The organism is Cupriavidus sp. L7L (assembly GCF_004353535.1).
Lineage (GTDB): Bacteria > Pseudomonadota > Gammaproteobacteria > Burkholderiales > Burkholderiaceae > Cupriavidus > Cupriavidus oxalaticus_A.
Genome location: NZ_SMNY01000008.1, coordinates 104,577 through 125,616, shown reverse-complemented (window position 1 = coordinate 125,616; position 21,040 = coordinate 104,577). Strand labels below are relative to the sequence as shown.

The window sequence follows — 21,040 nt, the reverse complement described above, 5'->3', positions numbered from 1 at the left end:
GGGGCTTTCAGCCGCCCGCCTCCGATGGGCGGTACACTTGGCGAAACGCCGGAGATCCCGCCTCAAAGCCCCGCCAGGCCCTGCGCCGGTGGGGTTTTTTGTGGCCGGCAACAGAACCGTCCCTACCCGATGTCTTCCCCTAACACTGCCGCGCTGCCGGCCACGCCAACGCTGCGCGAAGCCCAGACCCTCGCTGCCATGGTGGGCCTGCCCACGCTGGAAGCGCGCATGCTGCTGACGCACGTGACCGGCCTCACCCGCACGCAGCTGATCACGCGCGATACCGACACGCTCACGCTGGCCCAGCGCGATGCCTTTGCCACGCTGCTGGCGCGGCGCCTCGCTGGCGAGCCGATGGCCTACCTGCTGGGCGAGCGCGAATTCTTCGGCCGCAAGTTCCGCGTCACGCCCGATGTGCTGATCCCGCGCCCCGACACCGAGATCGCCGCCGAAGCCTCGCTGGCCCGGCTGGCCGACGTGCCCCGCCCGCTGGTGCTGGACCTGGGCACCGGCTCGGGCATCCTGGCCGTGACGCTGGCGCGAGAACGCACCGATGCGCAGGTATGGGCGACCGATATCTCGCCCGGCGCGCTGATGGTGGCGCAGGACAACGCCAGCGCGCTTGGCGCCGACCGTATCAACTTCCTGGTATCGGACTGGTACGCCGCGCTGCCGCCCGGGCTGCGCTTCCACCTGGTCGTCAGCAACCCGCCTTATATCGCCGCGGGCGACCCGCACCTGGCCGAAGGCGACCTGCGCTTCGAGCCCATCGATGCGCTGACCGACCACCAGGACGGCCTGTCCGACCTGCGCACCATCGTCGACGGCGCGCCGCAACGGCTGCTGCCGGGCGGCTGGCTGCTGATGGAGCACGGCTACGACCAGGCCCAGGCGACGCGCGCGCTCCTGCAGGAGACCGGCTTTACAGACGTTTTCACCGCGCGCGACCTCGCCGGCCAGGAGCGCTGCACCGGCGGACGCTGGTCCGGAGCGCAAGCCTGAAGCCCGCCGGCGATTCCGGTAAAATCGGCGGCAGATTCCCGCCGCGTGGCTTGCCGCGCGGCGTCCCTTTTCCCAGGCGGCGCCCGACGGCGGCGCCATCCAACTGAAAAGCAGACCATGAGCGACGTGCAGCAGAAGATTGACCAGATCGTCAAGGGCAACCCGGTAGTCCTGTTCATGAAGGGCACCGCGCAGTTCCCGATGTGCGGCTTCTCGGGCCGCGCCATCCAGATCCTGAAGGCCTGCGGCGTCGACGCGCCGACCACGGTCAACGTGCTGGACGACGACAGCATCCGCCAGGGCATCAAGGAATACGCCAGCTGGCCGACCATCCCGCAGCTCTACGTGAACGGCGAGTTCATCGGCGGCTCGGACATCATGATGGAGATGTACCAGAACGGCGAGCTGCAAACCCTGCTGAAGGGCTGAGCCCGCCATGCCCGTGAGCGCTGCCCCGCCGGCCACGGCGGGGTCTGTACCACCGCGGCGGCTGATCGTCGCGATCACGGGCGCCACCGGCGCCATCTACGGCGTGCGCCTGCTGCAGGTGCTGCGCGCGGCGCCCGCGGTGGAAACCCACCTGCTGATTTCGCCGGCCGGCGTGATGAACCTGCAGCACGAGCTCGACATCGGCCGTGCCGAGGTGGAAGCGCTGGCCAGTGTCGTGCACAACGTGCGCGATATCGGCGCCACCATTGCCAGCGGCTCGTTCCGCGCCCACGCGATGGTGGTGGCGCCCTGCTCCATGCGCACGCTGGCCGCGATCGCGCATGGCCTGTCGGATAACCTGATCACGCGCGCCGCCGACGTCACGCTGAAGGAGCGGCGCAAGCTGGTCTTGATGGTGCGGGAAACGCCGCTGAACCTTGCGCACCTGCGCAATATGACGGCGGTGACGGAAATGGGCGGGATCGTGTTCCCGCCGGTGCCGGGCTTCTACCAGAAGCCGCAAAGCATTGCCGAGCTGGTCGACCATACGGTCGGCCGGGTGCTGGACCTGGTCGACCTGCCGGAGATCGGCCAGACGCTCACGCCCAGCTGGGGCGGGCTCAACGCCCGGCCCGGTGACGCGGCGGGCGGCAACTGAACGCTGTTGCCGGGCTCCCCGCCGTTGCTTCAATCCTGCCTACCTTGCCGCAACCTCCGGCAATCGCGGCGGTGCTGCTGTCATTCCAGCTGTCATTACCAACGACGATAGCCACGGCCGTAGTAGCCGTAGCCGCCGTAGTAATACGGCCGCGGCGCGACCACGACCGGCGCGGGGGCAACATAGACCGGCGCGGGACCCACGGCGGGACCGGCGGGAGTGGGATAGACGGCGCAGCCGCCCAGCAGGGTGACCGATGCCGCCGCGGCAGCCAGTCCAATCGTCAGCAGTTTCATGGTGTTTTCCTAGGGGGCCTCAGGGCCGGAAACGGGCATGTGCCTGCCCTGCTGACGTTATACGGGCAGTTTGCGTAATACGGCGTCAAAGGCATGTAAGGCTTGTTACCGTTCCCTACGGCGCTCGTGATGCCGCCTTCAGATCTCGAACCTGATCCCCTGCGCCAGCGGCAATGAATCGCCGTAGTTGATGGTGTTGGTCGCCCGGCGCATATACCCCTTCCACGCATCCGATCCCGACTCGCGCCCGCCGCCGGTCGCCTTCTCGCCGCCGAAGGCGCCGCCGATCTCCGCCCCGCTGGTGCCGATATTGACGTTGGCGATGCCGCAGTCGCTGCCCGACGACGACAGGAAGCGCTCGGCCTCGCGCATCGACTCGGTGAAGATGCACGACGACAGCCCGTGCGCGGCGGCATTGTTCAGCGCGATCGCCTCGTCGAAGCTGGTGTACGGCATCAGGTACAGGATCGGCGCGAAGGTCTCGGTCAGCATGGTGTCGTGCTGCACGTCGGTCATCACCAGCGCCGGCCGCACGTAGCAGGCATGCGGGAAGCGCGCGGCCAGCAGCCGTTCGCCGCCAGTGACGATATTGCCCTGCGCGCGGCACGCGGCAAGCGCGTTGGCCATGGCGTCGCCCGCGGCGTTGTCGATCAGCGGGCCGATCAGCGTGCCGTCGTCGAGCGGATCGCCGACTGGCAGCCGGTCGAACACCGTGACCAGCCGGCTCGCCATGGTATCCATCAGGTCGGCATGGACGAAGCAGCGGCGAAGCGTGGTGCAGCGCTGGCCCGCCGTGCCCGCCGCTGCAAAGGTGATGGCCCGCACCGCCAGCTCGATATCGGCCGAAGGTGCGACGATGGCGGCGTTGTTGCCGCCCAGCTCGAGAATGCTGCGCTTGAACTGCCCGGCGCAGGCGATGCCGACCTCGCGACCCATGCGGGTAGAGCCGGTCGCGCTGACCAGCCGCACCGCCGCGTGTTGCACCAGGTGGTTGCCAAGCATGCGCCCGCCCGGCAGCACCGCGGTGATGCCGGCATGCTGCGGCGCCGCCGCAGCCAGCACGCGCTCTAGCAGCCCGTGCGCGGCCAGCGCGCACAGCGCCACCTTCTCCGACGGCTTCCACAGCACGCCGTTGCCGCACACCAGCGCCAGCGCCGCGTTCCACGCCCACACCGCCACCGGGAAATTGAAGGCCGAGATCACGCCGCACAGGCCGTACGGATGCCAGGTCTCGCGCATGGCATGCTGCGGGCGCTCCGAGGCGATGGTCAGCCCGTGCAGCTGGCGCGACAGGCCCACGGCGAAGTCGCATATGTCGATCATCTCCTGCACCTCGCCCAGCCCTTCCTGCAGGATCTTGCCGGATTCCAGCGACACCAGCCGGCCGAGCGCGGGCTTGTGCTCGCGCAGCACCTCGCCGTAGCGCCGCACGATCTCGCCGCGTGCCGGTGCCGGCAGCAGCGCCCAGGTGCTCTGCGCCGCGTGCGCGCGCGCGATCAGCGCATCGGCCTGCGCCGGCATGCAGGCCGGCACATGGCCGATGGCCTCGCCGTCTACCGGCGAGCGCACCGTCACCGCGCCGGCAGGCGTGCCGTCCTGCCATGGGCGCGGCAGGCCCAGCGAATCCCAGCAGGCTGCAAACTCTTGCGCTTTCATACGTGGGTCTCCTGCAGCGGATGCTGCGTGTAGTGGCGGCCGAAGCGGTTCTTGAGGAAGGCGTCGAGCGGCATCGTCTCCTGGCGCACGAAGCCGGCCTGCGGCAACGCGCCGGTGGCCACCATGTCCAGCGCGGTGCAGATGCCCGCCGCGGTGGTCAGCTGGATCGCGTTGAGGTGCCCGTCCTTGTTGTCGACCCCGCCGATGCGCGCCGAGAACGAAGCCTGCGTCAGCGGCCCGCGCCCGCGTTCGCCGCCGGCCGGGTAGCCGGTGGCGGTGGCGAACACGATCACCACGTCCTGCTCGGTCACCGGGATGGCGCGATCGAAGATCTCGCGCAGCCAGTCGCGGCGCTCGCGCAGGCGCAGGTCGTTGAGCAGCAGCTTCATCAGCGCGCAGTGGCCGGGGTAGCGGATGGACTTGTAGTCGACGTGGCGCGCGCGCCCGGCCAGCGTCTCGGGTAGCGTGCCAAGGCCCCCAGATGTATTAAAGGCTTCGTACTCGATACCGTCCAGCGCAAAGCTTTCCAGCCCTTCCAGCGCCGGCAGTTCGACGCGGCGGCCGTCGACGATGGCTTCGCACGGGTTGCAGTATTCGTTGATCAGTCCCTCGGTGCTCCAGGTCAGGTTGTACTTGAGCGCGTTGCTGGGGTAGCGCGGCAGCGCGCCGACCCGCATCTGCAGGTCCAGCAGCTCGCCGCCGCCACGCAGGAAGCGCCGCGCCAGGTCATTCCCGACCACGCCGATAAAGCCCGGCGCCAGCCCGCACTGCGGCATTAGAACCGAGCGCGCGTTCTGCGCCAGCTGGCGGATCGCATGGGTGGCGGCCACGTCCTCGGTCAGGTCGAAGTAATGCACGCCCAGGCGCGCCGCGACCGAGGCCACGGCAATGGCGGCGTGGAAAGGCAGCGCATTGAGCACCGCGTCGGCGCCGGCCAGCAGCGCGGCGCAGGTGCCCGGCTCGGTAGGATCGCCGGCGCGCGCCAGCACGCCCCGCGGCAGGCCGTCCAGGCGGCGCGCGTCATGGTCGACCACGCTGACGCGGTAGTCGCCGGTGTCATGCAGCATGGCGGCAATGGTGCGCCCGATCTTGCCCGCGCCCAGCACCGTCACATGCAGCGGGCGTTTCGCCTTGGGCAGGTCTGGTGGGGCCTGCCGGCCCAGGTTCGAGGGTTGCATGGTGCCTCCGTCCACAAGAAAGGTTGTCCCGTGACTGGAGTATGGATAGCGGCTGCGACGGAATGAAGGCACAAGAACGACGAAAACCCGCCATAATCGAACGAAACGACGAACCTGTCCGACGTTATGACCGAACTCGACGTGACCGACCGCCATTTGCTGTCGTTGCTGCAGGCGAATGCGCGCGAAAGCGCCGCCAACCTCGCACGGCAGCTGGGCATCGCCCGCACCACCGTGGTCGCCCGCATTGCCCGGCTGGAGCGCAGCGGCGTGATCGCAGGCTATGGCGTGCGCCTGGGGCAGAAGATGGAAGACAACGTGATCCTGGCCTATTGCGGGCTCTCGGTGCAGCCCAAGGCCGCGCCGGCGATCCTGCGCGCGCTGCAGCGCCTGCCCGAGATCGAAGAGGTCAACTCGGTCAGCGGGCCGGTCGATTACCTGGTGGCGATCCGTTGCGACACGCACGACCGGCTGGACCGGCTGCTGGACGAGATCGGCATGCTCGACGGCGTGAACCACACCACCACCTCGATCGTGCTGGCGCGCAAGCTCGACCGCCGGCGCGCTGCCGGCTGAAGCGGTATGCTCGCAGACCGAACAAGCCAAAGCGGAGATATCCAATGAGCAATCCGATCCGTGTCGCCGTAGGCGGCGTGACCGGCTGGGCCGGCGGTGAACTGGCGCGCGGCGTGGCGCATGCCTCCGACATGGCGCTGGTGGCAGGCCTGTCGCGCGGCGCCGCCGGGCAGCCGCTGGCGCAGCTGACCGGCCATGCCGACACGCCGGGCGTGGCTGCTGCCAGCATCGAAGCGCTGGGACAGACGCCCTATGACGTCTATGTCGAGTACACCAAGCCGGCCATCGCCAAGCACAACATCCTGCAGGCACTGGCGCACGGCGCGCACGTGGTGGTGGGCACTTCGGGGCTGACCGACGAGGACTACGCGGAGATCGACGCGGCCGCGCGCCAGGCCGAGCGCGGCGTGCTGGCCTGCGGCAATTTCGCCATTACCGTGGTGTTGCTGCAGAAGTTTGCCGAGATGGCGGCGCGCCACCTGGAGCACTGGGAGATCATCGACTACGCCAAGGCCGGCAAGGTCGACGTGCCGTCCGGCACGGTGCGCGAGCTGGCCTACCGGCTGGGCCAGGTCAAGACCGCCGCGCAGGCGGTGCCGGTGGACCAGGTCAACGGCCCGAAGGAAACCCGCGGCGCGACCATGTCGGGCACGCAGGTGCACGCGGTGCGGCTGCCGGGCTACCAGCTCGGCGTGGAGGTAATCTTCGGCGCCGACGGCCAGCGCCTGCACCTCAAGCACGAGGCCGGCGACGGCTCCAAGCCCTATGTCGCCGGCGCGCTGCTGGCGATCCGCAAGGTCCACACCGTGCGCGGCGTGGTGCGGGGGCTGGACAAGGTGATGGAAGGCCTGTGACGGCCGCGGGCCGCCACAGCCTCGCGCTGCTTACCAGCTGCCGGGATTGACCGGCTTGGCAGGCGGCTTGGCGGCCGCCTTTTCGGTCTTTTCAGGCTTGTCAGCCTTGCCTTTCGCCGCGGGCGCCGATGCGGGGTTCAACTTGCCGTCCACCTCTGCATCCTTTTCCGCCATCAGCGCGCGCGCCTGGGGCAGCAGCATCTCGATGGTGCCGGTGGCCGGGTCTTCCGGCATCGCATACAGCTCAACGGTCAGTGGCCTCTTCGTCCACCCGGCATGGATCGTCTTGACGGTCTTGCCGGCCTTGTCGCGCATCTCTTCCTGTTCCTGGCGGAACGGCTTGCCATACAGCGCGTTGATGCTGTCAACGGCGGCCTGCTGCGAATTGGCGCCGGCGGTCGGGACCACCAGGCCCACCAGCGCATTGCGGTCGACAAAGGCCACCAAGTGCGGGCCATCCATGAAGCCCGGGCGCTTGTCGCGCGGCACGCCAACCTGGCGCACCAGGCCGTCGCCCTTCAGTTCCACGCAGAACGCGGTCACGTCGCGGCCATCGGGCGAGCGCTTGTCGGCGCAGTCGGGCAGCGCGGGCAGCGGATTGCCGATCTCGAGCATGCCCAGCAGCGGCGCCAGCGCGCTGTTTTCGGGGCTGCTGGCTGTCTTGGCGGTCTTGGATTCTGCTGCCGCGGCAGCGGGCTTGGCGGCGGGGGCGGCAATGGCGCCGGCGGCGCCCAGCAGGCCGGCGAGCGCCAGCCCGGCAACGGGGAATTTCAAAGTCTGACTCCTGGAAATCGGCTCCGGGTTGGAGCGCGCCCCGGCCGGGATGTTCCACGGGCCGGGGGGCGGCACCGCTCACGCATGGCAGCGGGGCTGCGACGTAAGTGACGCACAAGTCACCTTACAGCCTGCGGATCGGGGCGAGCGCTAGCTTAACCGATCGCCCCGGCGGCTCCTGCACATAGCGCCGCTGTGCGACTCTCAGGCTGGCGCCTTGCTTGCCAGCGCCTGCGCCTCGCGCCGGAAGCCGTGGCTCACCTGGTGGTAGAACGGGCGCGGCGAGAACTGCCGCGCGATAAACGACGACAGCAGCGACGCCGCCAGCAGGAACACGGTCAGGTCCTGCGTGCGCGTCATCTCCATCACGATCACGCTGGCGGTGATGGGCGCCTGCGTGGCCGCGGCCAGGAACGCCGCCATCGACACCAGCGCCAGCACGCGCGGCTCGGCCATGCCGGTGACGAACTGCGCCACGTTCTGGCCGATGCCTGCGCCGATCGCCAGCGCGGGGGTGAAGATCCCGCCCGGGATGCCGGCAAAGTAGGACACCACCGTCGCCACCAGCTTGGCGATGCCGAACCACAGCGTGGCGTGGGACTCGCCGTTGATCAGCGCCGCGGCCTGCTCGTAGCCGGTGCCAAAGGTAGCGCCCGAGGTCGCCACGCCGAGCACGGCCACCACCAGCCCGCAGCCGAACGCCACCCACACCGGATGCTGCGTGGCCAGGCCGCCCCAGCGCGCGGGCAGCAGCCCGGAAACGCCGCCGGCCAGCGCCTTGGCAAAGAAGCCGCCCAGCACGCCATTGAGCAGCGCGCACACCAGCACCGGGCCCCACGCAGTGCTCAACACCAGCATCGGCACCTTGACCACGAAATACGGGTTGTTGCCCAGCACCGCCAGCGACAGGAAACCGGCGGTCAGCACACCCGACAGCACCAGCCGGTCCCAGCGCACGGCGGTGCCGCGCCCCAGTTCCTCGATGGCGAACACCACGCCGGCCAGCGGCGTATTGAATGCGGCCGCCAGCCCGCCGGCCGCGCCCGCGGCGATCAGCGCATTGGGATGGAAGCCGATGCGGAAGCGCAGTTTCTCCTGGCACCAGCGGCCCCACGCCAGCATACCCGCGGCGCCGACCTGCACCGATGGCCCTTCGCGGCCCACCGACGCGCCGGCCAGTAATGCCAGCGTGGTCAGCAACACCTTCCACATCGATTGCCGCAATGACACCAGCGCGGTCTGCGCCGGACCATTCGGCGGCAACGTGAACGCGGCGATCACCTGCGGGATGCCGCTGCCGCGCGCCTGCGGCGCAAAGCGGATCGTCAGCCAGCGCAGCGCGGCCAGCCCGAACGGCAGCATCACGAACGCCAGCCACGGCGTGGCCTGCGTCAGGTGGTGGTTCCAGCGCAGCGCCACCTCGGCGATCCATGCGAACACCAGCGAAAACAGCCCGACGCAACCGGCGCCGAACATGAACACCGTGTAGCGCAGCGTGGTGCGCGATATGCGGCTGGCCTGGCGCGACTTGCGCGAGGCGGCAACGCGGGCGCGGCGGGTGAGCTTGTTCAGCAGGCGGGGATCGGGGTGCGGTGCGGCGGGGTCAGGCTGGGCCTGGGCGTCTGGGCGCTGCCCCGGCTCCGTGGACGACGGATTGGCGGAATCGGGATCTTTGGAATCGGTGGGCTCGCGCTCGGTCATGACACGGGGGCGTTGCTGAGGGCTTCCGGCACGGTGACGGTACTGCTCGGCCGGAATCAGCGAGAACTATACGCCCATCGTTGCGGCGTAGGCCAAGTGTGGCCGGTGATCGGCTCGCGAGCAATTGAGTAAGCTGCCGCCCGTGGTAAACGCTCCCCTCCCGCGAAGTGGGAGAGGGGAGCAAAGCCTCAGTCAGCGAAAGCCAGCGTACTCAGTCCAGCGAAATATTGTTCGCCTTGATCACCTTCCCCCAATGCTCGCGGTCCGCCTCGATATACCGGTCGATCTCCGCCTGCGTGCGCGGCGGCTGCACGATCAGCCCGAGCGCGCTGAAGGTCGCGCGGAACTGCGGGTCCTTCAGCACGTGCGAAGCGGCCGCCTGCAGTTTGGCTACGGCTTCAGGCGGCGTCTGCGCCGGCACCGCCAGCCCGAACCACGTCGCTGCCTGGAAATTGGGATAGCCGCTCTCGGCCACGGTCGGCACGTTGGGCAGCACCTCCAGCCGGGTGCGGCCGGTGACCGCCAGCGCCTTGAGCTTGCCGGCCTTGATATGCGGCAGCGAGGTGCTGACCACATCGACCATCAGTTGCACGTCGTTGGCCAGCAGCGCCGCCAGCGCGGGCGCGCTGCCGTTGTAGGGCACATGCGTGACGTTGATGCCGAGCTCGGTCTTGAGCATCTCGGTGGCCAGCTGCAGCGCGTTGCCCAGCCCCACCGATGCATAGTTGAGCTTGCCGCCGGACGACTTGGCGTAGGCCGCGAATTCCTTGATGTTGCCGGCAGGCACCTGGGTGTTGGTCACCACCACCAGCGGCGCCTCGGCACCGATCGTGAAGATCTTGAAGTCCTTGGGCGGATCGTAGGTGATCTTCTTGTACAGCATGGGGTTCAGCACCATGCTGCCGTTGGTCGCCAGCACCATGGTGTAGCCGTCGGCGGGCGCGCGTGCCACGCTGTTGGTGCCGATCATGGTGGCGGCGCCGGGGCGGTTTTCCACCACCACGGTCTGGCCCAGCTGGCGCGACATGCCGTCCGCGAGCGCGCGTCCGAACTGGTCGGTCGAGCCGCCCGGCGTGTACGGCACCACCAGCTTGAGCGGCCGGTCCGGATAGGCGGCCAGCGCGGCGCCACCCCACAGAGCCAGCGCGCATCCGGCGCCGGCTGCCATCGCGGCGAGCCAGGCCCGCCGTCCTTTCTTGTCCTTGTGCATCGCGTCTCCTCCTGTGGTTATCTCTGTATCGCCGCGCTGCCCGGTAGACTCAGACGCGCCGCTGGCGGCCTTCCCAGTATCGGTCACGCAGCCGGCGCTTGGCGAGCTTGCCGGTCTCGTCGCGCGGCAGCTGCGGCTCGACCACGATGCTGCGCGGCACCTTGAAGCCCGACAGCCGCTGGCGCAGCCATTCGATGACCTCGGCCTCGCGGATTTCCACGCCCGGCATCGGCTGCACCATGCCGAGCAGGCGCTCGCCATACTCGTCGTCGGGGACGCCGAACACCACGCAGTCGGCCACGCCGGGATAGCGCACCAGTTCGTGCTCGATCTCGGCCGGGTAGATGTTGACGCCGCCGGAGATCACCATGTCGGACGCACGGTCGCAGATGAACAGGTAGCCGTCGGCGTCGATGTAGCCCATGTCGCCCAGCGTCACCAGCCCGCCGCGGTCGATCGCGCGGCGCGCGGCCTCATTGTTGCGGTAGCTGAAGTCGGGATAGGCGGGCTGGCGCACGTAGACCAGGCCGATCTCGCCCGGCGCGCACTCGCGGCCGTCCTCGTCCAGGATGCGCAGCTGCGCGTCGTCGACCGGGCGGCCGGCGGTGCCGGGACGCGCGGCGGCGTCTGCCGGCGTGGCCACGGTAATCATGCCGGCCTCGCTGGAGGCATAGGTCTCGTGGATGATCGGGCCGAACCAGTCGAGCATGGCGCGCTTGACCTCCGGCGCGCACGGCGAGCCGGTCGAGGCGACGAAGCGCAGCGACGACAGGTCGTACCTGGCGCGCACCTCGGGCGCCAGCTTGAGCAGGCGCACGTACATGATCGGCACCAGGTAGACCACGTCGATGCGGTGCTTTTCGATCAGTGCCAGCACCTGCTCGGCGTCGAAGCGCGGCGTGATCACCAGGCGCTCGGCCATCTGCAGCGCGTTCTGGATAAACGAGCTGGGCGCGCTGTGATACAGCGGCGCCGACATCAGCGCGCGGCAGCCCGGCTCCAGGCCGTAGGTCTGCCGCACCAGCGAGCGCGCGCGCGCCTGCTGCGCTTCGAGCTGGTCCAGCGGGACCGGAGCGCGAATCACGCCCTTGGGCCGGCCGGTGGTGCCGGAGGTATAGGCCATATGGCCGCGCGGCGCCACGCGCGGGCCGTCATAGGCCGGCTGCTGCGCCAGCCAGCCTTCATATTCGGTCGCGCCCTCGGCGCTGCCGCCGACCGACAGCACCGTCATGCCGGCGGGCACGGCGTCACGCACCGCGGCCAGCAGGTCGGACTGAACCAGCAGCACCTTGGCGCCGCTGTCGGCCAGCAGGAAGCGCACCTCTTCGGCGGTGAAGTGCCAGTTGATCGGGCAGTAGTAGCAGCCGGCGGTGCGGCAAGCGTTGACCACGTCGGCGTAGGCGGGATCGTTGCGCAGCAGCACGGCGACCACGTCGCCCTGCTCAACGCCCAGCCGGCGCAGGCCGCCGGCGAGTTGTGCGCCGCGCGCCACCAGTTCGTCGGCGGTGCGGTGCATGTCTTCAAACCAGAGGTCCGTGGCCATCCGTTGTCTCCCTTTCTCGCTTAGCTGACTATCAGCTTGCCACTGTATCGGCACGGTCATTCATCGACAATCACGCGCAGCGGAATCACAATGTTGCGCCAGACTCGACAATCCCACAGGCAATCCCGGATGGACCTCAACCTGATCCAGGCCTTCGTCGATATCGTCGACGCCGGCAATCTTGCCGAAGCGGGCCGGCGGCGCGGCGTCACGCGCTCGCAGGTCAGCCGCCAGTTGCGCGAGCTGGAGCACCAGGCCGGCGCCCAGCTGCTACGCCGGACCACGCGCCGGCTGGAGCTGACCGAGCCCGGCCACGCGCTGTACCAGCACGGCGTGCGCATCTTGCAGGAGGTGACTTCGGCACAGGCGGAGATCGACAGCCTGGGCAAGACCCTGCGCGGCCATGTGCGCGTGAGCGTGCCGACCGGGCTGGGCGACGCCTATATCGCGCCATTGCTGCTGCGTTTCGCCAAGCTGCATCCCGGGATCACGCTACGGGTGTTCTTCGCCAACCGCGTCAACGACCTGATCGCGGCCGAGATCGACGTGGCGCTGAAGGTCACCTCGGCACCGCCGCTGGACCATGTGGCGCGCGAAATCTGCGATATCCGCTGGCAACTGTATGCATCGCCGGATTACCTCGCGACCATTCCGCCCGTGCGAGTGCCGCCGGACCTGGCGGGGTGCAGCTTTCTTTGCCCGCCCTATACGCCGCGCCAGTTTGCGCTGTCGCTGTACCGCGAGGGCCAGCGTGTCGACGTGGCGCTGACGCCGACGCTGCAATCCGAGCACTTCCTGTTCCTGGCGCGCGCGGTCAGCGAGGGGCATGGCATCGGCCTGCTGCCGGTCTATATCGGTTGGGAGGCGGTGCAAGCCGGCACGCTGGTGCCCGTGCTGCCGGACTGGCGGCCGGAAGGACTGGGCAACCGGCTCTACATCATCACCACGCCGAACCTGCATCCGTCGATGGCCACCCGCGCGCTGATCGGCTTCATGCGGGAAGAGCTGGGCAAGATCGAAGTCTTTGCCGCCTGAAGCTCGACATCCTGCAGGTTCAGCCAGCGCCGCCCCGTTGGCGACGGTGGCCGGTAATCGAACAGAATCGCCTGCGCCCCCTCCCGATGCCGAACGAACTTTCATTCTGCAAGCTATGCTTTATGAAACTTGCAAATTGAAAGCAAGGGACCGACCGAGGCGCCGAGACCATGCCACCCACCCCAACCGATTTCACTTCCATGCCCTGCCCGGTCGCCCGATCCATGGCGGTGCTGGGCGAGCGCTGGGCCATCCTGGTGCTGCGCGAGGCCTTTTACGGCAGCACGCGCTTCGACGAGTTCGAACGCAACCTGGGCATCGCCCCCAATATCCTCAGCGCGCGGCTCAAGACGCTGGTGGCGCACGGCCTGCTGGCCCGCGTCACGCCAGAGGGCGGCGGCCGCCATGTCTACCGGCTGACCGACAAGGGCCGTGACTTTTTTCCGGCCTATGTCGCGCTCAAGGCCTGGGCCGACCGCTGGATGACCGATGAGAAAGGTCCGCTGACGCTGCTGCAGGACCGCCGCACCGGCCAGGAAATCGCCGAGCCCGCACTGGCGCGCGCCGACGGCACGCCGATCACGCTGGACGACGTGCGCGTGCTGCCGGGCCCTGGCGCCAGCCGCTTCCTGCAGCGCCGCTTCGGCGAACCCGACAGCGTGGGCCACGGCGCGGAGCACGGACATGAGTGAAACCGGCGCCTTGCCCGCCGGCACCGTACCGGCCGAGACAGTCCCCGCCACGGAACTCGCCCGCCGCATCGGCCGCCTGGCCGGCCCGACCGCGCTGATTGCGGTGCTGCAGGCGGTGGGCCAGCTGATCGAAACCTGGCTGGCCGCTCGCCAGGGCACCGCCGCGCTGGCGGGTTGGGCGGTGGTGCTGCCGTTTGCGCTGCTGCTGCAGCAGATGTCGGCCGGCGCCATGGGCGGCGGCGTGGTCGCGGCGATCGCGCGGGCGCTGGGTGCCAACAGGCGCGACGATGCCTCGGCGCTGGTGATGCATGCGCTGCTGATCGCAGTCACGGCGGGGCTGGCCTTTGCCGTGGTGCTGGCCGGCTTCCCGCGCGGGGTGCTCGGCGCCGTGGCCGGCGGCACCGCTGCCGAAGCTGCCGCCAGCTATGCGATCTGGCTGTTCGGCGCTGGCGCGATCCCGGCGTGGCTGGCCAATACGCTGGCCTCGGTGCTGCGCGGCGGCGGTCGCCATGCGCTGGCGGCGCGCGTGCTGGCGTTGATGTGGGTGGCCTTCCCGGTGCTGGCATGGCTGCTGGCCGAACCCGCAGGGATGGGGCTGGCCGGCATCGGCGCCGCGCTGGCCGCGGTTTCGTGGGCCGCGGCACTGGCGATGGCAATCGTGGTGGCGCGCGGCGGCGCGGGCTTCGTGCCGGTGCTGCGGGTGCGGCCGTCGTGGGCGCTGTTCTGGCGCATCCTGTCGGTGGGGCTGGTGGCGTGCGCGCTGGCGTCGGTGGCCAACCTGACCACCATCCTGGTCACCGCGCAACTGCGCCACCACGGCACCGCGGCGGTGGCGGCCTATGGGATCTCGGCGCGGCTGGAATTCCTGATGATCCCGCTGGCGTTCGGCGTGGGTTCGGCGCTGACGGCGCTGGTCGGGCGCGCGGTCGGTGCGGGCGACTGGCATACGGCGCGCCGCACCGCATGGGTCGGCGCCTTCCTTGCGCTGGCGATCGCAGGTACGGCCGGTGCGGCGGTCGGGCTGGCGCCGGTGCGCTTTGCCGGCCTGTTCACCAACGATGCGGAAGTCATCGCCATCGCGGCGCGCGCGCTGTCATGGGTGGGGCCGGCGTTCGGCGGCTTCGGGCTGGGAATGGCGCTGTACTTTGCCTCGATGGGCGCCGGGCGGATGCGCTGGCCGGTGGCGGCGGGGCTATGCCGGATCGCGCTGGCGGCGGGCGGCGGCTGGGTGCTGGCGAATGTGTTCGGGATGGGGCTGGACGGGCATTTCCTGGGGGTGGCGCTGGGAATTACGGCGTATGGGGTGGTGACCGCGCTGGGGGTCAGGCAGGGGGAGTGGTCGGCGCGGTAGGGATGACTGTCGCATCCCGCCGGTTTGGTCATCTCTCCCGCTGAGGGGAGAGGGAGAACACCTTGCTTGGGCCAGCTCGGGCGGCTTGGGAGCACCCAACACCGTCGGCTTCGGCTTCGGCTTCGGTCCTACCTCGCCAGCACCTTCGCATCCCCCTGCATCCCCGCCTCGCGCACGGCCTGCGGCACCGATGGCCAGCCGCCGCCCAGCGACTTGTACAGCGCCGCGGTGCTGGTCAGCACGTCGACCTGGCCCTGGATCGCCGCCAGTTGCGCATCGAACAGCTTCTCGCGCGCATTGGTGACCTCCAGGTAGCTCGAATACCCGCCCTCGTACCGGGCAAAAGCCTGGTCGGCATAGATGAACAGGCTCTGTTCCTGCCGGCGCAGGCTGCCCAGCCGCGTGCGGGTCTCGACGCCGTTGGCCAGCGCGCTGTTCACATCCGCCAGCGCCGCGAGCACCGTGCCCTGGTAAGCGAACATGGCCTGGTTGCGCTGCGCGGACGCGGTCTGCACCTGCCCGCGGATGGCGCCGCCCTGGAAGATCGGCTGGGTCAGCCCCGCGCCGAACGCCCACACCCGCGACGCGCTGTCCCACAGCGCCCCCGGCGACGCCGCCACGGCGCCGAACAGGCCGCTCAGGTTGACCGCCGGCAGGTACAGCGCCTGCGCCGCGCCCAGCTGCGCATTGGCGGCGATGGCGGCCTGCTCGGCCTGCAGCACATCGGGCCGGCGCGAGAGCAAGGCGGCCGGCAGGTCGGCGCCGACTGGCGGCGCCTGCAGCTCGTGGATCGGCTTGCCACGCTCGATCGGGCCCGGCGGCCGGCCCAGCAGCACCGACAGCGCGTTCTCGGTCTGCGCGATGCTGGCACGCAGCGGCGGGATCGAGCCCTCGGCCACGTAGTAGTCATTCTCGGCCTGTGCCAGTTCAAGCTGCGAAATCACGCCGCCTTCATAGCGCTGGCGGAAGATATCCAGCCCGCTCGCGCGCGATGCCAGCGTCTGCTGCGCGACATCGAGCTGCGCATCGAGCCCGCGCAGCGTGGCATACCCCTGCACCACGGAAGCCGCCAGCGCCAGCACCACGCCGCGGCGCGCGTACTCGGCATTCCACAGGCTGGCCTCGGCCGCCTCGGCCTGCCGGCGGATGCGGCCCCACAGGTCGATCTCCCAGTTGGCGTTGGCCAGCAACTGGTAAGTATTGCCGGTGCCGCTGCCGAACTGCGTGCTGTTCAGGCTGCCGATGCTCTGGCGCGCGGCCGACGCGGAAAGATTGAGCTGCGGGAAAAAGCCGGCGCGCGCCACCATCAGCTGGCCACGGAATTCGTCGATGCGTGCGGCGGCGATGCGGATATCGTAGTTGCCTGCCAGCGCCTCATCCACCAGCGCGTTCAGCACCGGGTCGCTGAACTGGTTCCACCAGTCGCTGTCGGCGGCGATCGCCAGCGCGCCGGTGTCGAGCCGGTACTGCGACGCGTCCGGGGTCTCGGGACGCTGGTAGTTGGGGCCGATCGCGCAGCCGCCCAGCGTTGCCGCCGCACAGGCCGCCAGCATCCACACGCGCGGGCTCATAGCGTTTCTCCGGCCGACGGCGCGGTGGGTGGAGTAGTGGGTGGCTGCTGTGCATCGCCGGCCTTGGCGGGCTTCCTGGGCTTGCCTTCGGACATGCGCTCCAGGCCCCAGAAGAACATCGGGATAAAGAACAGCGCGATCACCGTCGCCCCGAGCATGCCGCCGATCACGCCCGTGCCGAGCGACTGCCGGCTGGCGGCCGAGGCGCCGCTGGCGATGGCCAGCGGCACGCAGCCCAGGATAAAGGCCAGCGAGGTCATGATGATCGGCCGCAGGCGCAGCTTGGACGCGTGGATAGCGGCATCGTAGGCGCTCAGCCCTTCCTTCTCGCGCATTTCCACCGCGAACTCGAAGATCAGGATCGCGTTCTTCGCCGCCAGCGCGATCAGCACGGTCAGGCCGATCTGGAAGTAGACGTCGTTCTCCATGCCGCGCATCAGGATGCCGAGCAGCGCGCCGAACAGCGCGAACGGCACCGCCAGCAGCACGCCCAGCGGCAGCGACCACTTCTCGTACTGCGCCGCCAGGATCAGGAACACCATCAGCAAGGCAAAGGCGAAGACGTAGACCGCGGTGGAGCCGGCGGTCTTTTCTTCATAAGCCTGGCCGCTCCAGGCATAGGCGTAGCCCGGCCCCAGCACCTCCTGCGCCACCTCCTCCATGGCCGAGATAGCCTGCCCCGAGCTGTAGCCCGGCGCGGCGTCGCCCATGACCTTGGCGGCCGGGAAGTTGTTGAAGCGTGTGACGATGTCCGCCCCCGGCACATACTTGGTGGAGGTCACCGCCTTGATCGGCACCATCTCGCCGTTGTGGTTGCGCACGTAGACCTTGTCGAGGTCTTCCGGGCGCGAGCGGAACTCGGGCTCGGCCTGCAGGATCACCTGGAACAAGCGGCTGTTCTTCGGGAACTGGCTCACGTAGAGCGAGCCGAACATGGTCTGCAGCGCAGAATAGACGTTCTCGACCGGCACGCCCTGGGTCTCGGAGCGCTCCCGGTCGACTTCGACCAGGAACTGGCGCGAGCGCGAATTGATGGTGGAGTTCACGCCGGTCAGCTCCGGCCGCTGGCGGGCCTTGGCGATGAACTCGTGGACCTTCTGCTCCAGCTGCTGGTAAGTCCCGTCCGCGGTGCTCTGCAGCCAGAACTCGAAGCCGCCGGTGGTGCCCAGGCCCGGGATCGAAGGCGGATTCAGCGGGATCACGACGCCGTCCTGGTAGCGCGAGAATTCCCGCATCGACTTCTGGATCAGGTCGGCCGCGGACTCGCCCGCGCCACGCTCGTGGAAGCCCTTGAGCGTGATGAACAGCGTGCCGGCATTGGCCTTGTTCTGCGAGTCGATCAGGCTGTAGCCATCGACCGTGGCCACCGATGACACGCCGGGCTGCCTGGACAGCCAGGATTCGGCCCGGCTCGACAGCGTCTGGGTGCGATCCAGGCTGGCCGCGTCCGGCATGACCACTGCGCCGAACAGGTAGCCCTGGTCCTCCACCGGCAGGAACGAGGTCGGGATGCGCATGAACATGACCACGCTGACCGCCACCATCGCCAGGATGATGGCGATCGACATCACCGTGCGCCGGATCACGATCTGCAGCGACCTGTCATAGCCGGCAATGAGCCGGTCGAAGGAGTTGTTGAACCAGGTGAAGAAGCGGTTCTTCTTGTGCTGGCCGGGCTTGAGCAGGATCGCCGCCATCGCCGGCGACAGCGTCAGCGCCACCACGCCGGACAACACCACCGACACCGCGATGGTGATGGCGAACTGCTTGTACAGCTGCCCGGTGATGCCCGACAGGAACGCCACCGGTATGAACACCGCCAGCAGCACCAGCACGATCGCGACCACCGGGCCGCTGACCTCGTCCATCGCCTTCTTGGCCGCCTCCTTGGGCGGCAGGTTGAACTCCGTCATGTTGCGCTCGACGTTTTCGATCACCACGATCGCGTCGTCGACCACGATGCCGATGGCCAGCACCATGCCGAACAAGGTCAGCATGTTCACCGAGAAGCCGAACGCGCTCATGCCGACGAAGGCGCCGATGATCGACACGGGCACGGCCAGGATCGGCACGAGCGTGGCGCGCAGGCTCTGCAGGAACAGGAACACCACCAGGATCACCAGGATCACCGCGTCGCGCAGCGTGTGCACCACCTCGTCGATCGACTCCTGCACGAACTCGGTGGTGTCGAGCGCGATCTCGTACTCCAGCCCGGGCGGAAAGCTCTTCTTCAGCTCCGCCAGCGTGGACCGCACCTGCTTGGCCACATCCAGCGCATTGGCTCCCGGCTGCTGGTACACCGCCAGCAGCGTGGCGGTCTTACCGTTGTAGCGGCTGCGCAGCGAGTAGTCCTTGGACCCGAGCTCGGCGCGGCCGATGTCCTTCAGGCGCACCAGCGCGGCGTCGCCGGACTGCGCGCGCAGGATCATGTTGTCGAACTCGGCCGGCTCGGTCATGCGGCCCTTGGTGGCGATCGGGAAGGTCTGCTGCACCGGCCCGGTGGTCGGCGACTGGCCGATGCGCCCCGCGGAGAACTGCTGGTTCTGGTTGGCGACCGCGTTCTTGACGTCCTCGGTGGTGATGCCCAGCGACGCCATGCGGTCGGGCCGCAGCCAGATGCGCATGGCGTAGTCCGGGCTGCCGAAGATCGACGACTGGTTGGCGCCGGGAATGCGCTTGAGCGCGTCCAGCACGTAGATGTTGGCGTAGTTGCCGACGAAGGTCTGGTTGTAGCTGTTGTCGGGCGAGTAGATGGCAATCACCATCATGAACGCCGACGACCGCTTCTGCACCGAGACACCCTGCGCCGTCACGGCATCGGGCAGCGTGGGCAGCGCCAGGTTGACGCGGTTCTGCACGTCCACCTGCGCGAGCTCGGGGTCGGTGCCGATCTCGAAATACGTGGTCAGCGTCAGGTCGCCGGTCGAGGAACTCGTCGAGTTCATGTACATCATGTGGTCGGCGCCGTTGACCTGCTGCTCGATCGGCGCGGCCACGTTCTGCGCCACCACCTCGGCGCTGGCGCCGGGGTACTTGGTCGTGACCGTGATGGACGGGGGCGTGATATCCGGGAACTGGGCGATCGGCAGCTTGGTCAGCGCCACCAGGCCGCCCACCGTGATGATGATGGACAGCACCGATGCGAAGATCGGCCGGTCGATAAAGAAATGGGCAAGCTTCATGGCTTGCCCCCGGTGGAGCCCGCCGCCTGCTGCGCGCCTGCACCGGATGCAGCCGGAGCGGCCGGAGTGGCCGAGCCCGCGGCAGCAGGCTGGGCACCCGTGGGCTGGGCACCGCTGGCCGCGCCATGCGCGGCCAGTTCGGTCGCCGGCACGGCCTTGACCGTCGCGCCCGGCATCAGCCGCACCAGGCCGCTCACCGCCACGCGCTCACCGGCCTTCAGGCCCGAGCGCACCACCCAGTTGGAGCCGGTCCATTCCCCCACGTCGACCACGCGCTGCTGCGCCTTGCTGTCCGGGCCGATCACCCAGACCGTCTGCCCGCGCGGGCCTTGCACGATGGCTTCCTGCGGCACGGCAATGGCCTGCGTGCGCATCGCGCCATGCACCTTGACCCGCACGAACTGGCCCGGCCTCAGCGTGCCCTGCGGATTGGCGACCTCGGCGCGGACCAGGTAGGTGCCGGTTTCCTGGCTGAACGAGGCGTCGGCGAAAGCGATCCTGCCATGGTGCGGGAACTCCGTCCCGTCGGCCAGCACGATGACGATGTCGAAGGCTGCCTGCGCCGGGTACCGGACCGCCCCCGACTTCTCCGACGAGCGGAACGACAGCACCTCGTTCTCGGACAGGCTGAAGTTGACCCACATCGGATCCAGCTTGGCGACATAGGTCAGCAGGCTGTTGGTGGTATCGATATAGGAGCCCACCTGCCGCTTGGCAAAGCTCGACAGGCCCGCCACCGGCGACTTGATCGTGGTGTAGCTCAGGTTCAGTTTGGCATTGATCACATTGGCGCGCGCCTGCTCCACCGCGGCTGCTGCCTCCTGCTCCTTGCCGGTGGCGTCATCCAGGTCGCGCTGGCTGAGGGCATTGCGCGCCGCCAGCGGGCGCACGCGGTTCAGGTCTGCGCGTGCGGTGTTCAGCCGCGCCTGCTGCTGCGCAAGCTCGGCCTCGGCCGCCTTCAGCGTGGCCTCGAACGGCTTGGGATCCATCAGGAACAGGGTCTCGCCCGCCTTGACCAGCGCGCCTTCCATATAGACCCGCTTCTCCAGGAAGCCATTGACGCGCGCACGTATCTCCACCTGCTGCGAACTCTGGGTCTGGCCGACGAAGTCATAGACGAGCGGCACGTCGCGCAGCGCCACGGTGATGACACCCACCTCGGCTGCCGGCGGCGCCACCGCCGCCGGTTTTTCCTTGCTGCAACCCGCCACCAGCAGCAGGGCCAGCAGGCCCGCCACGCCGCACCCGTTAAGCATTGTCCTCACAAAGCCTCCTCCGCCAGCAACCATGGCCGCCCCCGATGCCGGACGCAGCGGCGCCCGCCGCCGATCC

At 69.0% G+C, this 21,040-nt stretch carries 18 protein-coding genes; 8 read left to right on the top strand and 10 right to left on the bottom strand.

Translation table 11 applies throughout. The features are described 5' to 3' along the window. The first annotated feature begins 129 nt into the window (after window positions 1-129). The 3 genes from prmC to E1J61_RS07725 all read left to right on the top strand — a co-directional run bounded on the left by prmC (window position 130) and on the right by E1J61_RS07725 (window position 2,089). On the top strand, window positions 130-1,002 hold the full coding sequence (prmC, locus tag E1J61_RS07735; RefSeq protein WP_240745902.1) for a peptide chain release factor N(5)-glutamine methyltransferase: 873 nt from the start codon (window positions 130-132) through the stop codon (window positions 1,000-1,002). Between the two features lie 117 nt (window positions 1,003-1,119). Then, window positions 1,120-1,431: a Grx4 family monothiol glutaredoxin gene (gene grxD / locus E1J61_RS07730; protein WP_029048347.1), complete on the top strand. Its 312-nt coding sequence runs from the start codon at window positions 1,120-1,122 to the stop codon at window positions 1,429-1,431. Window positions 1,432-1,438: 7 nt separating this feature from the next. Beyond that, window positions 1,439-2,089, top strand: a complete 651-nt coding sequence (locus E1J61_RS07725; RefSeq protein WP_133093501.1) for a UbiX family flavin prenyltransferase — start codon at window positions 1,439-1,441, stop codon at window positions 2,087-2,089. A gap of 95 nt (window positions 2,090-2,184) precedes the next feature. Here the strand turns inward: E1J61_RS07725 and E1J61_RS07720 are convergent, their stop codons facing one another. The 3 genes from E1J61_RS07720 to E1J61_RS07710 form a co-directional block, all read right to left on the bottom strand. Beyond that, window positions 2,185-2,379, bottom strand: coding sequence for a hypothetical protein (locus E1J61_RS07720; RefSeq protein ID WP_029048349.1), 195 nt, complete (start codon window positions 2,377-2,379; stop codon window positions 2,185-2,187). Window positions 2,380-2,523: 144 nt separating this feature from the next. Beyond that, complete coding sequence (locus E1J61_RS07715; RefSeq protein ID WP_133093500.1) at window positions 2,524-4,041, bottom strand: aldehyde dehydrogenase family protein; 1,518 nt, start codon at window positions 4,039-4,041, stop codon at window positions 2,524-2,526. Continuing rightward, window positions 4,038-5,219: a saccharopine dehydrogenase C-terminal domain-containing protein gene (locus E1J61_RS07710; protein WP_133093499.1), complete on the bottom strand. Its 1,182-nt coding sequence runs from the start codon at window positions 5,217-5,219 to the stop codon at window positions 4,038-4,040. Before E1J61_RS07710 ends, E1J61_RS07715 begins: the two co-directional genes overlap by 4 nt. Window positions 5,220-5,345: 126 nt before the next feature. On the opposite strand from E1J61_RS07710, the gene E1J61_RS07705 reads away from it, so the two are divergent. Next, window positions 5,346-5,795: an Lrp/AsnC family transcriptional regulator gene (locus E1J61_RS07705; protein WP_029048352.1), complete on the top strand. Its 450-nt coding sequence runs from the start codon at window positions 5,346-5,348 to the stop codon at window positions 5,793-5,795. 44 nt (window positions 5,796-5,839) lie between these two features. Further along, window positions 5,840-6,649 (top strand): 4-hydroxy-tetrahydrodipicolinate reductase, encoded by an 810-nt coding sequence (dapB, locus tag E1J61_RS07700; protein ID WP_133093498.1) that lies wholly within the window; start codon window positions 5,840-5,842, stop codon window positions 6,647-6,649. Between the two features lie 30 nt (window positions 6,650-6,679). On the opposite strand, the gene E1J61_RS07695 is transcribed toward dapB, so the two are convergent. From E1J61_RS07695 to E1J61_RS07680, 4 genes are all read right to left on the bottom strand, one after another. Then, window positions 6,680-7,423, bottom strand: coding sequence for a hypothetical protein (locus tag E1J61_RS07695; protein WP_133093497.1), 744 nt, complete (start codon window positions 7,421-7,423; stop codon window positions 6,680-6,682). A 204-nt stretch (window positions 7,424-7,627) separates the two neighbouring features. After that, window positions 7,628-9,124, bottom strand: a complete 1,497-nt coding sequence (locus E1J61_RS07690; protein ID WP_133093496.1) for a chloride channel protein — start codon at window positions 9,122-9,124, stop codon at window positions 7,628-7,630. Between the two features lie 211 nt (window positions 9,125-9,335). Next, window positions 9,336-10,334, bottom strand: a complete 999-nt coding sequence (locus E1J61_RS07685) for a tripartite tricarboxylate transporter substrate binding protein (RefSeq protein WP_207951188.1) — start codon at window positions 10,332-10,334, stop codon at window positions 9,336-9,338. A gap of 49 nt (window positions 10,335-10,383) precedes the next feature. Continuing rightward, window positions 10,384-11,877: an acyl-CoA synthetase gene (locus E1J61_RS07680; RefSeq protein ID WP_133093495.1), complete on the bottom strand. Its 1,494-nt coding sequence runs from the start codon at window positions 11,875-11,877 to the stop codon at window positions 10,384-10,386. A gap of 129 nt (window positions 11,878-12,006) precedes the next feature. Between E1J61_RS07680 and E1J61_RS07675 the strand changes: the two genes are divergently transcribed. From E1J61_RS07675 to E1J61_RS07665, 3 genes are all read left to right on the top strand, one after another. Beyond that, entirely contained in the window at window positions 12,007-12,912 is a 906-nt protein-coding gene (locus E1J61_RS07675) for a LysR family transcriptional regulator (protein WP_133093494.1), read from the top strand. Between the two features lie 170 nt (window positions 12,913-13,082). Then, on the top strand, window positions 13,083-13,604 hold the full coding sequence (locus E1J61_RS07670) for a helix-turn-helix domain-containing protein (RefSeq protein WP_133093493.1): 522 nt from the start codon (window positions 13,083-13,085) through the stop codon (window positions 13,602-13,604). After that, window positions 13,597-14,955 carry an MATE family efflux transporter gene (locus E1J61_RS07665; protein ID WP_133093492.1) on the top strand — a complete coding sequence of 453 codons (1,359 nt, stop codon included), beginning with the start codon at window positions 13,597-13,599 and terminating at the stop codon, window positions 14,953-14,955. The genes E1J61_RS07670 and E1J61_RS07665 overlap by 8 nt, the downstream gene beginning before the upstream one ends. A gap of 128 nt (window positions 14,956-15,083) precedes the next feature. Here the strand turns inward: E1J61_RS07665 and E1J61_RS07660 are convergent, their stop codons facing one another. From E1J61_RS07660 to E1J61_RS07650, 3 genes are read right to left on the bottom strand one after another with little or no spacing between them, the layout of a single operon-like run. Next, on the bottom strand, window positions 15,084-16,526 hold the full coding sequence (locus E1J61_RS07660) for an efflux transporter outer membrane subunit (protein ID WP_133093491.1): 1,443 nt from the start codon (window positions 16,524-16,526) through the stop codon (window positions 15,084-15,086). Continuing rightward, a complete protein-coding gene (locus E1J61_RS07655) occupies window positions 16,523-19,708 on the bottom strand; it encodes an efflux RND transporter permease subunit (RefSeq protein ID WP_133093490.1) in 3,186 nt (1,061 codons plus the stop codon). Before E1J61_RS07655 ends, E1J61_RS07660 begins: the two co-directional genes overlap by 4 nt. Further along, window positions 19,705-20,964, bottom strand: coding sequence for an efflux RND transporter periplasmic adaptor subunit (locus E1J61_RS07650; protein ID WP_133093542.1), 1,260 nt, complete (start codon window positions 20,962-20,964; stop codon window positions 19,705-19,707). Before E1J61_RS07650 ends, E1J61_RS07655 begins: the two co-directional genes overlap by 4 nt. Window positions 20,965-21,040: the final 76 nt, after the last annotated feature.

What these genes read in the sequence shown, in the direction of transcription:
- grxD (WP_029048347.1), top strand. Translation starts at nt 1,120, where the DNA reads ATGAGCGACGTGCAGCAGAAGATTGACCAGATCGTCAAGGGCAACCCG.
- E1J61_RS07685 (WP_207951188.1), bottom strand. Translation starts at nt 10,334, where the DNA reads ATGCACAAGGACAAGAAAGGACGGCGGGCCTGGCTCGCCGCGATGGCA.
- E1J61_RS07710 (WP_133093499.1), bottom strand. Translation starts at nt 5,219, where the DNA reads ATGCAACCCTCGAACCTGGGCCGGCAGGCCCCACCAGACCTGCCCAAG.
- E1J61_RS07725 (WP_133093501.1), top strand. Translation starts at nt 1,439, where the DNA reads ATGCCCGTGAGCGCTGCCCCGCCGGCCACGGCGGGGTCTGTACCACCG.
- E1J61_RS07670 (WP_133093493.1), top strand. Translation starts at nt 13,083, where the DNA reads ATGCCACCCACCCCAACCGATTTCACTTCCATGCCCTGCCCGGTCGCC.
- E1J61_RS07655 (WP_133093490.1), bottom strand. Translation starts at nt 19,708, where the DNA reads ATGAAGCTTGCCCATTTCTTTATCGACCGGCCGATCTTCGCATCGGTG.
- E1J61_RS07690 (WP_133093496.1), bottom strand. Translation starts at nt 9,124, where the DNA reads ATGACCGAGCGCGAGCCCACCGATTCCAAAGATCCCGATTCCGCCAAT.
- E1J61_RS07715 (WP_133093500.1), bottom strand. Translation starts at nt 4,041, where the DNA reads ATGAAAGCGCAAGAGTTTGCAGCCTGCTGGGATTCGCTGGGCCTGCCG.
- E1J61_RS07650 (WP_133093542.1), bottom strand. Translation starts at nt 20,964, where the DNA reads ATGCTTAACGGGTGCGGCGTGGCGGGCCTGCTGGCCCTGCTGCTGGTG.
- E1J61_RS07660 (WP_133093491.1), bottom strand. Translation starts at nt 16,526, where the DNA reads ATGAGCCCGCGCGTGTGGATGCTGGCGGCCTGTGCGGCGGCAACGCTG.
- E1J61_RS07680 (WP_133093495.1), bottom strand. Translation starts at nt 11,877, where the DNA reads ATGGCCACGGACCTCTGGTTTGAAGACATGCACCGCACCGCCGACGAA.
- E1J61_RS07705 (WP_029048352.1), top strand. Translation starts at nt 5,346, where the DNA reads ATGACCGAACTCGACGTGACCGACCGCCATTTGCTGTCGTTGCTGCAG.
- E1J61_RS07665 (WP_133093492.1), top strand. Translation starts at nt 13,597, where the DNA reads ATGAGTGAAACCGGCGCCTTGCCCGCCGGCACCGTACCGGCCGAGACA.
- dapB (WP_133093498.1), top strand. Translation starts at nt 5,840, where the DNA reads ATGAGCAATCCGATCCGTGTCGCCGTAGGCGGCGTGACCGGCTGGGCC.
- E1J61_RS07675 (WP_133093494.1), top strand. Translation starts at nt 12,007, where the DNA reads ATGGACCTCAACCTGATCCAGGCCTTCGTCGATATCGTCGACGCCGGC.
- prmC (WP_240745902.1), top strand. Translation starts at nt 130, where the DNA reads ATGTCTTCCCCTAACACTGCCGCGCTGCCGGCCACGCCAACGCTGCGC.